General features: G+C 37.7%; 13 protein-coding genes. All 13 read left to right on the top strand.

The window, feature by feature from the left end:
- Window positions 1-89 precede the first annotated feature (89 nt).
- The 13 genes from TR08_RS26620 to radC all read left to right on the top strand — a co-directional run bounded on the left by TR08_RS26620 (window position 90) and on the right by radC (window position 12,709).
- Window positions 90-860 (top strand): hypothetical protein, encoded by a 771-nt coding sequence (locus tag TR08_RS26620; RefSeq protein WP_045523448.1) that lies wholly within the window; start codon window positions 90-92, stop codon window positions 858-860.
- Window positions 861-884: 24 nt separating this feature from the next.
- The gene (locus TR08_RS26615; protein ID WP_045523446.1) at window positions 885-2,189 is read left to right on the top strand and encodes a G5 domain-containing protein; all 1,305 of its coding nucleotides are present in this window, start codon (window positions 885-887) and stop codon (window positions 2,187-2,189) included.
- Window positions 2,190-2,207: 18 nt separating this feature from the next.
- The gene (locus TR08_RS26610; protein ID WP_045523444.1) at window positions 2,208-3,869 is read left to right on the top strand and encodes a GspE/PulE family protein; all 1,662 of its coding nucleotides are present in this window, start codon (window positions 2,208-2,210) and stop codon (window positions 3,867-3,869) included.
- 11 nt (window positions 3,870-3,880) lie between these two features.
- Window positions 3,881-4,930 carry a type IV pilus twitching motility protein PilT gene (locus tag TR08_RS26605; protein WP_045523443.1) on the top strand — a complete coding sequence of 350 codons (1,050 nt, stop codon included), beginning with the start codon at window positions 3,881-3,883 and terminating at the stop codon, window positions 4,928-4,930.
- Window positions 4,923-6,125, top strand: a complete 1,203-nt coding sequence (locus TR08_RS26600; protein WP_045523441.1) for a type II secretion system F family protein — start codon at window positions 4,923-4,925, stop codon at window positions 6,123-6,125. The genes TR08_RS26605 and TR08_RS26600 overlap by 8 nt, the downstream gene beginning before the upstream one ends.
- A gap of 140 nt (window positions 6,126-6,265) precedes the next feature.
- Entirely contained in the window at window positions 6,266-6,697 is a 432-nt protein-coding gene (locus tag TR08_RS26595) for a type II secretion system protein (RefSeq protein ID WP_045523439.1), read from the top strand.
- A gap of 16 nt (window positions 6,698-6,713) precedes the next feature.
- Window positions 6,714-7,448, top strand: a complete 735-nt coding sequence (locus TR08_RS26590) for a prepilin peptidase (RefSeq protein ID WP_370576413.1) — start codon at window positions 6,714-6,716, stop codon at window positions 7,446-7,448.
- Between the two features lie 22 nt (window positions 7,449-7,470).
- A complete protein-coding gene (gene pilM, locus TR08_RS26585) occupies window positions 7,471-8,463 on the top strand; it encodes a type IV pilus biogenesis protein PilM (protein ID WP_045523436.1) in 993 nt (330 codons plus the stop codon).
- Window positions 8,463-9,170: a hypothetical protein gene (locus TR08_RS30580; protein ID WP_052427645.1), complete on the top strand. Its 708-nt coding sequence runs from the start codon at window positions 8,463-8,465 to the stop codon at window positions 9,168-9,170. The genes pilM and TR08_RS30580 overlap by 1 nt, the downstream gene beginning before the upstream one ends.
- Window positions 9,167-9,964: a hypothetical protein gene (locus TR08_RS26575; RefSeq protein WP_052427644.1), complete on the top strand. Its 798-nt coding sequence runs from the start codon at window positions 9,167-9,169 to the stop codon at window positions 9,962-9,964. The genes TR08_RS30580 and TR08_RS26575 overlap by 4 nt, the downstream gene beginning before the upstream one ends.
- A 130-nt stretch (window positions 9,965-10,094) precedes the next feature.
- Complete coding sequence (locus tag TR08_RS26570; protein WP_045523434.1) at window positions 10,095-11,174, top strand: SPOR domain-containing protein; 1,080 nt, start codon at window positions 10,095-10,097, stop codon at window positions 11,172-11,174.
- A gap of 230 nt (window positions 11,175-11,404) precedes the next feature.
- Window positions 11,405-11,974 carry a Maf family protein gene (locus tag TR08_RS26565; protein WP_045523433.1) on the top strand — a complete coding sequence of 190 codons (570 nt, stop codon included), beginning with the start codon at window positions 11,405-11,407 and terminating at the stop codon, window positions 11,972-11,974.
- 45 nt (window positions 11,975-12,019) lie between these two features.
- On the top strand, window positions 12,020-12,709 hold the full coding sequence (gene radC, locus TR08_RS26560) for a RadC family protein (protein ID WP_045523430.1): 690 nt from the start codon (window positions 12,020-12,022) through the stop codon (window positions 12,707-12,709).
- Window positions 12,710-12,716: the final 7 nt, after the last annotated feature.

Raw genomic sequence — 12,716 nt, 5'->3', positions numbered from 1 at the left:
TTTGTCTATTTTTTGAGTAAAATGAACTAAAAATATATTTTTTTGAATAAATTTGTAGTTTAATAGGGAAAAAGAAGGGGAGTAAAAGAATGCAAATAATTCTCTGGGCCTTTGGTGCTATGCTGCTTTTGCTGTTGATAATATCCTTTTTATCACGAGATTTAAATTTAAAAGGAAAGATTATTGTTGTTTTGGCGGCTTTTACCATCGCTCTGGGTGGCCTTGCTACGGTTAATTTATTCACTTTATGGCAAACTTTGTTGATTTTGCTCGTTTTTTCATTTTTTGTATCATACATATTGGACACCCGTTTAGGCAAAGTGCTATATAAGCCATCTGCAGCTAATGAAGAGTTAATAGATGATATTGAATTTTCATTTTCGAATCACCAGACCGACAAAAAAGCTATTTTTGATGATTTATTTGATTTAGAAGAAGTGGAATTAGTTACTCCTTCAACTTTAAAGATGGCTGCTAGGTCAGCAACTCTAGAACCTGGACTGGTACAAGGTTTAGAAGATAGCGAGGACCTTGATGTTTCATTTTTACAAGAGCGGGATACAGAACAACCTATTGATGAAGGCACTGGAAATTTGGAGATTGTCGATGGGTACCTTTCTGAAATCGAAAGTATGCTCCTAGAGGACTCTGAAGAAATAGGTGAATCAGTGAAGGATGACTGGCTCGATGAGCGGGCAGATCATGATCCTATTGAAGGTAAGGAAGAAGAAAACAATGATAACGATGAAAACGATATTGAATTAGAATTACTAACTGCTTTTAAAGAAGCGGCTGCCGGGACCAATGATCCTCAAGAAGAAATTAATTCAAAAAAAGATTTTGAATTGCAAAAGAAATAGGTTGCTGGAATGGGGGCAATTCGATTGGGTAAAAATAAACGATTCATAAAACTGTTTGCGGTGCTATTTTTCAGTACTGCATTTATTTTTAGTTCCTCTCATTTCGGTGCAAAGGCATTTGAAAATTTCTCTGGTGCTGATGGAAAATTCTCTGAGGGAACAAGTGTTGGTGCTATAGATGTCTCTGGTAAAACCAAAAGTGAAGCAATCTCTATGTTAGAAGAAAAGTATGTTGACTGGGTGAAAAACACGAAGTTTGAACTACAATACAGCGAATTAATCGTTCCTTTTGATACAAATCTGTTTCATTTTGATTCTGCACAAACTGTTTCAGCGATTGTAGATGGACAGCAAAATCAAGCTGTTGTTACGATTGAAATGTTGCAGGTTGGTGAACAAATTCAAATTTTATTTCCGCAGCTTGACATTAATAAGCTTGAACTTACCAAATTAACTGCGGATTTATCCAATACTGCTTCACAGTTTAACAATGGTTCATTTAGTTTTAATTTAAGTACTGATTATTTAATGGTAGATCCAGCCTCCCAAAATGCAGTCATTAGTGAGGCGATTGTTGAGTTAAAGGATGTTCCAGGTAGCTTACAGGCAGTAATAGAAACGAATCGAGAAATACTTATAGACAAAGAAGCTACGTTTTCCGTGTTGGAGTTTGCTAAAAACCAATGGATAGAGAATTCATCTATTCTAAGCGTTATTGCAACAGGCATTTATCAAGCAATCCTGCCATCAAATTTTTCAATTACTGAAAGAAACATAAGCGGTGCGCTTCCTGAGTATGCAGTATTAGGTACGGAAGCAAAGGTCAATTCTGCAAAAGGTACAGATTTAGTTATAGTCAATCCAAATAAGTCATTGTATTCGATTGAGCTTAAATTAGTAAACAAAAGTCTAATCGTGACGTTAAAGGGTGAAAAACTTCTTAACAACTATGAAATTAGTAAAAAAGATGAACAACAATTAAAGCCGAAGACCATTAAACAATACAGTCCATTAATTCAGCCTGGAAATATTAAAGTTCAAACTGAAGGTGCTGATGGAAAAATCGTAAAGGTATATCGTGATGTACACCAAAATAATCAACTCATTAAAAGTGAGTTGATCTCAGAGGATTATTATCCGCCAGTTTATCGCGTTGAAATCCATGGATTAACAGGAACAAGTCAGGGCGCTGCAACAAATGCTGGAGGCAGCGCTACTGTTAGTCCTGATCCAAATGGCAGTCAAACCACTCCGCCATTATCTGACGAAACGCAACAAAACCCTGATGATACTGGCCTTTGGGGGAAACCGAATGAACAACCAAAATAAAATAAGAAGGGATAAAAAATGAAAAAGAGTCGAAAAAGACTTGGAGATTTGTTAATTGAGGAAGGATTTATTACACCTGAACAACTGCAAACGGTTTTAAACGAAAAGGCTCCAAACCAAAAAATCGGCGATGCCTTATTGCAAAGAGGTTATATAACGGATCAGCAATTAGCAGAGGTTCTTGAAGTTCAATTAGGAATACCGCATGTTAATCTCTTTCATTATCCATTTGATACGAATCTTTTTTCGCTCATTTCAAAGGAAACAGCGAAGCGTAATTTAATTATTCCGTTAAAAAAAGAAGGAAATAAGCTTTATGTAGCGATGGTGGATCCAATGGATTTCATCGTGATTGACGACCTGCGGCTGTCAACTGGATTTCAAATTGAAACTGTAATTGCTACAAAGGATGGTGTTTTAAGAGCCATCAATAAATATTACAATGTCGATGAAGATTTAGAGGAGTTGTTTGATGATCTGTCTTCAAGTGACCGTGGACGGGATGATGATGTAACAGATTTGGATTCACCTATTGTTCGTCTCGTCAACCAGTTATTGACGAATGCTGTTATCCAAAAGGCGAGTGATATTCATATTGACCCACATGAAACGAAAGTTGTCATAAGGTATCGTGTCGATGGGGTATTAAAAGTAGAACGTGTTTTACCCCGCCATATGCAAAGCGTGTTAACAGCAAGAATAAAAATTATGGCCAATCTTGACATAACAGAACACAGGATACCACAGGATGGAAGGATTAAATTAAATCTTGAATTTCATCCAATCGATCTTCGAGTTTCTACCTTGCCGACTGTTTATGGCGAGAAAATTGTTATGCGGATACTGGACATGGGTGCTGCATTAAATGACTTAACTAAAATAGGCTTTAACACACTCAATTTAAAGAGGTTCTCAGAATTAATTGAGCAGCCGACGGGTATTGTGCTGATTACCGGACCAACCGGTTCCGGAAAATCTTCTACTCTTTATGCTGCATTAAATAAATTAAATAGTGAGCAAGTCAATATAATTACGATTGAGGACCCTGTCGAATACCAGTTGGAAGGGATTAACCAAATTCAAGTCAACATAAATGTTGGTATGACTTTTGCCGCTGGACTGCGTTCCATTCTCCGCCAAGACCCGAACATCATCATGGTCGGAGAAATTCGTGATAAAGAAACAGCAGAGATAGCTGTTCGTGCATCTTTAACGGGTCACTTAGTATTAAGCACCATTCATACGAATGATTCACTCGGAACTATTACGAGGCTCGTAGATATGGGGGTGGACCCCTTTTTAATTGCTTCCTCTTTAAGTGGAATAGTTGCCCAGCGTCTAGTCCGAAAGGTTTGCCGTGATTGTGGGGAAATACAAGAGGCCACCAAGCGGGAAGTGGAAATCTTTGCAAGACGCGGGATGAAAATTGATAAAATCAATCGGGGGAAAGGCTGCCCTTCTTGTAATATGACGGGGTATAAGGGGAGAATTGCCCTCCATGAAGTTCTGGTTTTAAATGATGAGATGCGACGAGTAATCATGAATGATGATTCTATTCAAAATTTAAGAGAACTTGCGATTAAAAATAAAACGATTTTCTTAATAGATGACGGTCTTTTAAAAGTTAAACAAGGACTAACAACAACAGAAGAAGTATTACGGGTAGCTATATTAGAGTAGGAGAAAACACTATGAAAGAAAAACTTGAAAATATACTACGAGCAGCACTCGAATTTAAAGCATCAGATATCCACCTCACTGTAGGGGTACCGCCAGTATTTCGGATAAATGGGGATATTAAACGGTATGGAAAAGATATTCTGCTGCCACCGGATACTGAAGAAATTGCAAAATTGACTATTCCAGAAAATATGTTTGAACTATTCAAGGAAAAAGGGGAACTTGATTACTCATATGGTCTTCCTGGAGTGTCTCGGTTCCGGGTTAATGCTTACCACCAAAGAAAGAGTGTATCGCTGGCACTCCGGGTGGTAGCTTCGAAAACTCCAACCCTTGAAGACTTAGACTTACCAAGAATTGTTTCAGAACTTGTCGAGAAACCTCAAGGATTAATTCTTGTCACAGGCCCAACAGGTAGTGGGAAATCAACAACTCTTGCCTCGATGATTGACTATGTGAACAGAACTATGCGAAAGCATATTGTTACGCTTGAAGATCCGATCGAATATTTACATCGACATGCAAACTCGATTATCGACCAGCGTGAAGTCGGTTTTGATACCCAATCCTATGCTAATGGATTAAAGGGTGCACTACGACAAGATCCAGATATTATTCTTGTTGGGGAGATGCGTGACTTGGAAACTATCGGGATAGCGATTACAGCTGCAGAAACAGGTCACTTAGTGTTGGGGACACTTCATACATCGAGTGCACCGGCAACGATAAACCGGATTATCGACGTATTTCCACCTGCCCAGCAGCCACAAATTCGTGTCCAGTTAGCTTCTGTTTTGGTAGGAGTTATTTCCCAGAGACTCTTTCCTACTGTTGATAAAAAAGGAAGGAAAGCAGCAACGGAAGTTTTAGTTAACAATCCGGCGATTGCGAACTTAATCAGAAACGAAAAAATTCACCAAATACAAAGCACGATGCAAACGTCACGTGCCCAAGGAATGCACACACTCGAAATGAGCATCAGAGATTTAATCGACCGCAACTTAATTCAAACAGAAGCAGCAACCAAATATCTACAAGAAAAGATGATGCTGGATGGCTAGATTTAAATATTCAGGACGGGACAGGCGTGGTAAAAAACAAGGAACGATGAATGCTGCTTCTAGACGTGAAGCGATGGTCAAGTTAAAGGAACAAGGAATTCGGGTTATTGAAATGACAGAAGTCCCAGAGACATTAATGACAAAGGATCTTTCCTTTGGAAATCCTGTAAAACTCCAACATTTTGTTATATATTTAAGGCAGTTTGCTACACTTTTAAAAGCTGGTGTTACAGTGGTGGACGCAACCGCAATTCTTGCTGTTCAAACGGAAAGTAAGGGATTGAAGAAAGCATTACTTGCTGTAGAGCAGGAGTTACGAGAAGGGAATCCATATTCTGATTCTGTATCAAAGCATAAGAAAATTTTTGATTCAATGTTTACAAACATGGTACGTGCCGGGGAAATCAGTGGGAATATTGATGAAACCCTCGAGAGAATGGCAGAACATTATGAAAAACAGCACTTTACAAGACAGAAAATTAAATCTGCTCTTACTTATCCAATAGTAATAGGTATTATTGCCATTGCAGTTGTCATTTTTTTGCTAGTCGCTGTCGTACCGACCTTTGTTAAAATGTTTGATGACCTTGAAGCAGAATTGCCTGCCATTACAAAATTTGTACTTTCTGCTAGTAACTTTGTTCAATCCTTTTGGTGGTTATTGGCGTTAATTTTAATCTTAATGGTAGTTTTATTTACCTATTTGAAAAGGAATAAAAAAGCTAAATATTACTTCGATTATATATTATTAAAGATACCCGTTTTTGGGAAAATGTTACAAAAGGCAGCTTTAGCACGCATGATGAGAACGCTTAGCTCTTTATTCTCGAGTTCGGTTCCAATACTCCAAGCAATGGCAATAGTTGAAAAGGTCGTTGAAAATGACGTAATAGCTAAAGTGATTAATGAGTCCAGGAACTCCCTAGAAAAAGGACGGTCAATGGCAGAGCCTATGAAGGAACATTGGGCCTTCCCACCCCTTGTTACCCAAATGATTACAATAGGAGAAAGTACCGGTGCCCTAGATGTAATGTTGAATAAAATTGCAGAGTTTTATGAAAAAGAAGTTGAGACAGCAACTGACCAATTAAAATCTTTGATTGAACCGATGATGATTGTTTTTTTGGCAGGAGTTGTTGGAATTATTGTACTGGCCATTATGCTGCCACAGTTTGAGATGTTTAAACAATTTTAACACCAAAATATTACAAATAAACCTAAGAAAAAATTAAAAGTGACAAATTACCCAAAAACTCTTTTAATAGCTTTGTAATTTATTGTATAATTTAAAGGAGAATATTACTAGGTTCATAGAACCAATAAGGAGCTGGAAAAATGATGCAAAATTTAATGAAAAAGATTAAAGATCAACGTGGTTTAACACTTATTGAATTACTTGCTGTGATTGTTATTTTAGGGATTGTAGCAGCAATTGCAGTTCCAAGTATCATGGGAATTATTAATAAGTCTAAAGATGATGCTAAAGTTGCGGAAGCAATTCAAATCATTAGTGCTGCTAAGCTTCAACATGCAACAAATTCTACAACAGTAGAATGGAGTAATACTGTTCTAGACGATACATTAGATAATTTACAAGATACTAGTTTTACCGTATTTTATGATGATGTTAATGGATACTCCATCAAGGATCATGATGTTGCTGGTCTAACTACAGCAGGATTTACACCTGTAGTTGCAGCGACTGGAGTAGATGCAGATGCTGTTGGAGGTATTACAGAAGACGATTTATTAGATTACTCAAAATAAAATGGTTTATACATTATTGCTAGTATATGGTATAATTTTTGGCTCCTTCTATATTGTAGTTGGACTTAGAATACCTTTAAAGAAATCAATTGTTACTCCACGCTCTTCTTGTCAAACTTGTGGGCACCAATTAAAATCGTATGAACTTATACCAGTTATATCCTTTTTGATTCAAAAAGGGAAATGCCGCGGCTGTCAGTCGCGGATTTCTCCTATATATCCGGTCTTTGAATTGCTTACTGGCATTTTGTTTGCAACAGCACCACTTTTTATTGGGTGGACAGGAGAGCTTGTAGTAGCCCTTACACTTATTTCGATGTTTATGATTATCATCGTATCAGATATAAACTATATGCTCATCCCTGATAAAATTTTAATTTGGTTTGCAGGGATTTTTTTATTGGAACGTATTATTTGGCCTCTACCTCCTTGGTGGGACAGCCTCCTTGGTGCAGGTACTGTTTTTTTACTCTTGCTCATCATTGCGCTAGCTAGTAAAGGCGGGATGGGTGGCGGCGATATAAAACTTTATGCACTGCTTGGATTTGTATTAGGTTTTAAACTCGTATTGTTTTCATTTTTCCTTTCGACATTATTCGGTGCTGTTATAGGTAGTTTGGCCCTGGTTTTCAAAATTGTAAAACGAAAGCAGCCTATTCCTTTTGGCCCATTTATTGCTGCTGGAACGTTGACTGCTTATTATTGGGGATCCGATTTGTTCGAGTTATATTTACAGTTTCTTTTTCAATGATTATAAGTAAGGGGTAATAAATATGGGATTCTCCCTTTTTTCAACTAAAAATAGAATAATCAACTTGGTGTTTAATGACCACTCAATTCGCTTTTTAGAATTAAAACAAAGTAACCCCCCTACTGCCCAAAAATGGAGTGAACGTTTTTTACCACCAGGAATCATCGTTGATGGGAAAATTGTTGATCTTGATTCTTTATCAAACATCCTTGAACAATGTATTGAAGAATGGAAGATACAAAGGCGTTCAATTCGTTTCATCGTACCAGATCCGCTTGTAATTATCCGAAAAGTCTCCATTCCAGCTGATATTCAGGAGGATGAAATTAAAGGATATCTATATTTAGAACTTGGTTCTACCATCCACTTGCCATTTGAAGAACCAGTTTTTGATTATCATCTCCTTAAAAACAATGGAAAAACACTTGATATACTATTATTTGCCGCACCAGAGCAGTTCGTAATGGAATATGCGGAATTATTCTCTAGTCTGAAGTTAGACCCAGTTGCTGCTGATATTTCGCCGCTTTCACTTTACCGCCTCTATCATCATTTGGACAAAGGTAATGAAAAAGATATACTTTTTACGGTCCAGTTTGATTTAACAAGTGTTAATTTGTGTATTTTTGAGGGTAATGTACCTATGGTTATGCGCCATTTTGCCTTGCCATTCAATATTGAAGACTGGGAGTATAACCAAGGATTATCAGGACTAGTTGAATTTACCTATAATGGTGCTGCAGAAGAATTGGTTATTCAATTTGAAGATATTTTTAATGAAATAAATAAATTAGTGGATTATTACCGTTTTTCGCTTAGCAATGAAAGACAGGATGTTACAAAGTTCCTAGTAAATGGAGACCATCCAATGTTAAAAGCGATTTATGATGAAATGATTGAGCGTTTCGAGGTTCCCGTCGAGATACTCTCACTACCATCAGATGAAAAAGCCAAGGGAGGTATTCCCTCAAATTTATTAGTATCCTTAGGTCTTGCCTTGAAAGAGGTGCAATGATGTTAGTAGAAATTAACCTCCTTCCTCAAAAGGAACCAAGGAAATTTAATATTTTCATTTTGATTGTGCTGCTGGCTATTATTCTCCTTGTCGGTGCGTTTTATTTTTGGCAAATACAGTCCACCAAAAGTGAAATTGCGAATCTTGATAGACAAATTTCTATGACAAAAGAAGTTGCTGAAAAAGAAGGGGAAAATGCTGAAAAAAATGAATCTCAAATGTCTATTACTCTTTTAAAAGCTGCAGTAGAATGGGCTAATAGCTATCCGATTCAAACAATTCCGATTATGCAGCATTTAACATCTCTTCTGCCAGAACGTGGGTTCATTCAATCCTTTGCTTACGCTGAAGCAGGTACAGTTATCCTTACCGTTCAGTTTGATAGTGCACGTGAGGCGGCATACTTCTTAGATCACTTAGGTGAATCTGAGTGGGTAGGAGAATCAACCCTAAATTCGCTTACGATTGAAGAAAAAGTAGAAGCTGAAAACTCTGCAGAAACTGCAGCTGCGTCAACTGGTGAAAATAGTGCCGCTGGGGCAATAAATGAAAACCAAGCAGCGACATTTAATAATGAAAATAACGATGATTCAAATGACCTATATCTTCCAAGGTATATTGGACAATTTGAAATTAAGTTAAATATAGTGAAAATTAAAGAACTGACAACTGAAAAAAGTGATGAGGAAGGAGTGACAGCCTCATGAAACTCCGTCTCTCTAAAATCGACAAAACTATTTTGTTTACTGGAACACTTTTTTTGGTATTAATCATTGTGTTTTCTCAATTCATTAAACTTTCACCATTAAAGAACGATGTAAAGATGAAACAACAGTCATTAACAACCGAGCAGAAACTTCTGGATGTGGTTACTCAAAAGAAAGCAGATGATACTGCAAAAGTTGTAGAAGACACACGGGAACTTCAGAAGAGAGTCCCTGTCAAACCGCTTCTAGAACAGTTCATTTTGGATTTGGAAAAAGCCGAGACTGTTTCAAAGAGTGTAGTTTCGTCCATGAGCTTTACTAAAGATGCCGATGTCTTGACAGCAAAAACGGAGTCAGCAACAACACCTGACCAGTCTAATGCCACGAGTCAAGAGACTGCAGCAACCGAACAGTCAAGTACAGAAAATCAAGAGGCAGCAGCTGCAACTGATCAACAAACTGCTCCAACTGCTTCAAATGGTCTAAAAAAGCTTACCGTCAGTTTAAGTGTTGAATCACCTACGTATGAAGATGTTGAAAAATTTATCGCAACACTTGAATCATTACAGAGGATTGTGGTTGTTGAATCGATCAATTACTCTGGAGGAGCAGAAATAACGACTCTTGATGCGGAAACAGAGAAAGCACCTATATCCTATACTCTTACCGTTTCAGCTTATTACTTGCCAGGATTAGACGATTTAATTGCCGAGCTTCCTAAAATCGATGCTCCGGCACCAGCTAACAAGAAAAATCCATTAAGCTCTTTTTCAGATACGACAAAGGCTAATTAATACTCTCGCGAAGTTTCAAATAATTTGGCGAAAGCATTGTATAACAAGACGACAAAAGTCTTGTTATTTTTTTTTGTCTTTATGATAGGATGGTAGATATTGCTATTGGTAAAGGGAGGAGTGCAAGTTTGTGGACAAGCCGAATCGTGGCAATACCATCAAAATAAAGTTAAATGGAGAAACCCCAACGTTCTCAGAAGACCCCATTCAGAAGGAACAAGAATCTATTGAAGATTCTTTAACTAAAGTGATTTCTATAGAGGATGATTTCCACGAAAAGGATGTTTTTCTCGAGACCTCTGCGGCAAAAGAGGCAGCCGATGAAAGCTTTGACTGGATTATTCCTGAATCTGCGGAAAATGATATTCAGGAATATAAAGTTATAAGCAGTCAAAATAAGAAAAAGGGTGAGAAAAAGAAGCCTGTTACGTTCTCAACCTTTTCAAATAAGCGAAATGGTGGAGCGTTTAAATCCATTGTAGTAACAGCCGTATTTGCTATCTTGATCGGGACAAGCTTTGGGGCGCTTATGCTTAAGCTAGTCATAAATGATAGTAGTAAGCCAGCTGTAACTGAGCCGGTGGTCGTAGGTAAGGGGACCGATAAAGGATCAGAAGAAACCGCAGGAAAGAGTAGTTCCATTGTCTTAGTAGCTCAAACAGCGTTTATTGTCCAAGGCGGTGCTTTTACGACAAAGGACGCAGCTTCTGAAGCAGTTAGTCAGGCTAAAGAAAAAGGTTTACCAGCACAATCTCTGTCTATGAGCGATAATGAATTTTTGTTTTTAGGTGTGGCTGATTCTATTGAAACAGCTAAAGCGTTAGGGGCACAATATAAAGCTAATGGGTTTGAAGATGTTTTTTCAAAACAAATCCCCATTGCCGAAAAGACTGTATCAGATATAAATGAAACCGAAAAAAGCTTTTTAGAGGCAGTGCCAGCTATTTATCAACAGCTATCAAAGGTCACTTCCAACGCCCTTGTTTCTGGTAGTATTTCATTGGAATCTAGTAAAGAAGTAACAAGTTTGGGTGATCAACTAAATCAATCTGCAGAACAGCTGAAAAATGAAAAAGTAAAAAATCTAAACAAGGAATTATCGAGTGCGTTGTCGAAAGTAGAAGCATTTCAAGAAAAGAAGAATGAAGATAGTTTGGTTGAAGCACAACAGCATTTATTAAACTTTCTTAGTATTTACTATTCACTTTAGTCGACAAAACCTGATATTTTCCGGGAAATTATTCTTTGGAACCGCGCCTGTCTAATTTGGACAGGCCTTTTGTTTTGAAGTCAAAATATTTTGAATTTGAGACAAAAATATATTTTGCATAATTTTACAAATTTCTTCGAAATTTATTGATATAAAAATTGTTTGCTTCTACAATTTCTGATACGATTATCATGTATCTCCCTAAATGATGCAAAAGGTAAGGTGATTAAATGCAAAACCTCATTTTAGCCTCTTCTTCTCCACGGCGAAAAGAACTTCTAGAAAACCTCCGATTAACATTCACGATTTCAAGCAGTGAAGTAGATGAAAGCTTTGATCCAAAGCTTTCTCCAGAGGATGTAGTTATGGATCTTGCCGAGCGAAAAGCAAAGGTCATTTTTAAAGAAAATCCAGAAGCATATGTCATAGGTTCAGACACGATTGTCGTTGCAGATGGTCAAGTCTTAGGAAAGCCAACTGACGAGGCTGATGCCAGAGGTATGTTAAAAAAGCTTTCTGGAAGAAAGCATGACGTTTACACTGGTGTTTCCATACTTTCTCCAAATGGAACATCCCGTTTTTTCGAAAGAACAGAAGTTTGGTTTTGGGAGTTAACGGACGAGGAAATCAATTTCTATGTACAAAGTGGTGAACCGCTTGATAAAGCAGGTGCATATGGCATTCAGCAGCTGGGAAGCATGCTTGTCAAAAAAATTAATGGAGACTATTTTGCGGTTGTAGGCCTGCCGTCAGCTAAGACCTATCGAGAATTAAAACGGCTGGGCTACCAGTTGACGTAAGAGCATTTGTAGTTCATTAACTCCCTATCATAGGGAGGAAATAGAATGTCAACCAATTCATTAATGATCCGTGATTTTCCTCAAGATGAAAGACCTAGAGAGCGATTTATTCAAAATGGTCCCGAGAGTTTATCAAACCATGAATTAATTGCGATCTTACTTAGAACCGGTACGAAGGATGAAAGTGTTCTTCAATTATCCAACCGGCTTCTTACAAATTTTGAGGGCTTACGACTTTTAAAAGCCGCAACCTTAGAAGAAATGACAGAAATTAAGGGAATTGGGCAGGCAAAAGCCATCCAAATTCTTGCTGCTGTCGAAATCGGCAGAAGGATAGCGAACCTAAACTATACAGATCGCTATGTGATACGCTCACCTGAAGATGGAGCCAATTATGTGATGAATGACATGCGCTTTTTATCACAGGAGCATTTTGTTTGTTTATATTTAAATACAAAAAATCAAGTGCTCCATAAACAAACCATCTTTATTGGAAGCTTAAATGCCAGCATCGTGCATCCTAGGGAGGTATTTCGCGAAGCTTTAAAACGCTCAGCCGCTTCAATCATTTGTCTCCACAATCATCCTTCAGGGGATCCCGCACCGAGCCGCGAAGATATAGAGGTTACCAAAAGGCTAGTGGAATGCGGGAAAATGATAGGGATCGACGTCCTCGACCACCTCATCATTGGCGAAAATAAATTTGTCAGCCTCAAGGAAAAAGGATATTTATAATACTATG

This window comes from Neobacillus niacini (genome assembly GCF_000759675.1).
GTDB classification, from domain to species: Bacteria; Bacillota; Bacilli; order Bacillales; family Cytobacillaceae; genus Neobacillus; species Neobacillus niacini_A.
This window is presented reverse-complemented; position numbering and strand designations above follow the sequence as displayed.

Excerpts from the sequence above, each read along its gene's own strand:
- TR08_RS26605 (WP_045523443.1), top strand. The coding sequence starts at position 3,881 with ATGAAAGAAAAACTTGAAAATATACTACGAGCAGCACTCGAATTTAAA.
- TR08_RS26575 (WP_052427644.1), top strand. The coding sequence starts at position 9,167 with ATGAAACTCCGTCTCTCTAAAATCGACAAAACTATTTTGTTTACTGGA.
- pilM (WP_045523436.1), top strand. The coding sequence starts at position 7,471 with ATGGGATTCTCCCTTTTTTCAACTAAAAATAGAATAATCAACTTGGTG.
- radC (WP_045523430.1), top strand. The coding sequence starts at position 12,020 with ATGTCAACCAATTCATTAATGATCCGTGATTTTCCTCAAGATGAAAGA.
- TR08_RS30580 (WP_052427645.1), top strand. The coding sequence starts at position 8,463 with ATGTTAGTAGAAATTAACCTCCTTCCTCAAAAGGAACCAAGGAAATTT.
- TR08_RS26595 (WP_045523439.1), top strand. The coding sequence starts at position 6,266 with ATGATGCAAAATTTAATGAAAAAGATTAAAGATCAACGTGGTTTAACA.
- TR08_RS26565 (WP_045523433.1), top strand. The coding sequence starts at position 11,405 with ATGCAAAACCTCATTTTAGCCTCTTCTTCTCCACGGCGAAAAGAACTT.
- TR08_RS26610 (WP_045523444.1), top strand. The coding sequence starts at position 2,208 with ATGAAAAAGAGTCGAAAAAGACTTGGAGATTTGTTAATTGAGGAAGGA.
- TR08_RS26600 (WP_045523441.1), top strand. The coding sequence starts at position 4,923 with ATGGCTAGATTTAAATATTCAGGACGGGACAGGCGTGGTAAAAAACAA.
- TR08_RS26620 (WP_045523448.1), top strand. The coding sequence starts at position 90 with ATGCAAATAATTCTCTGGGCCTTTGGTGCTATGCTGCTTTTGCTGTTG.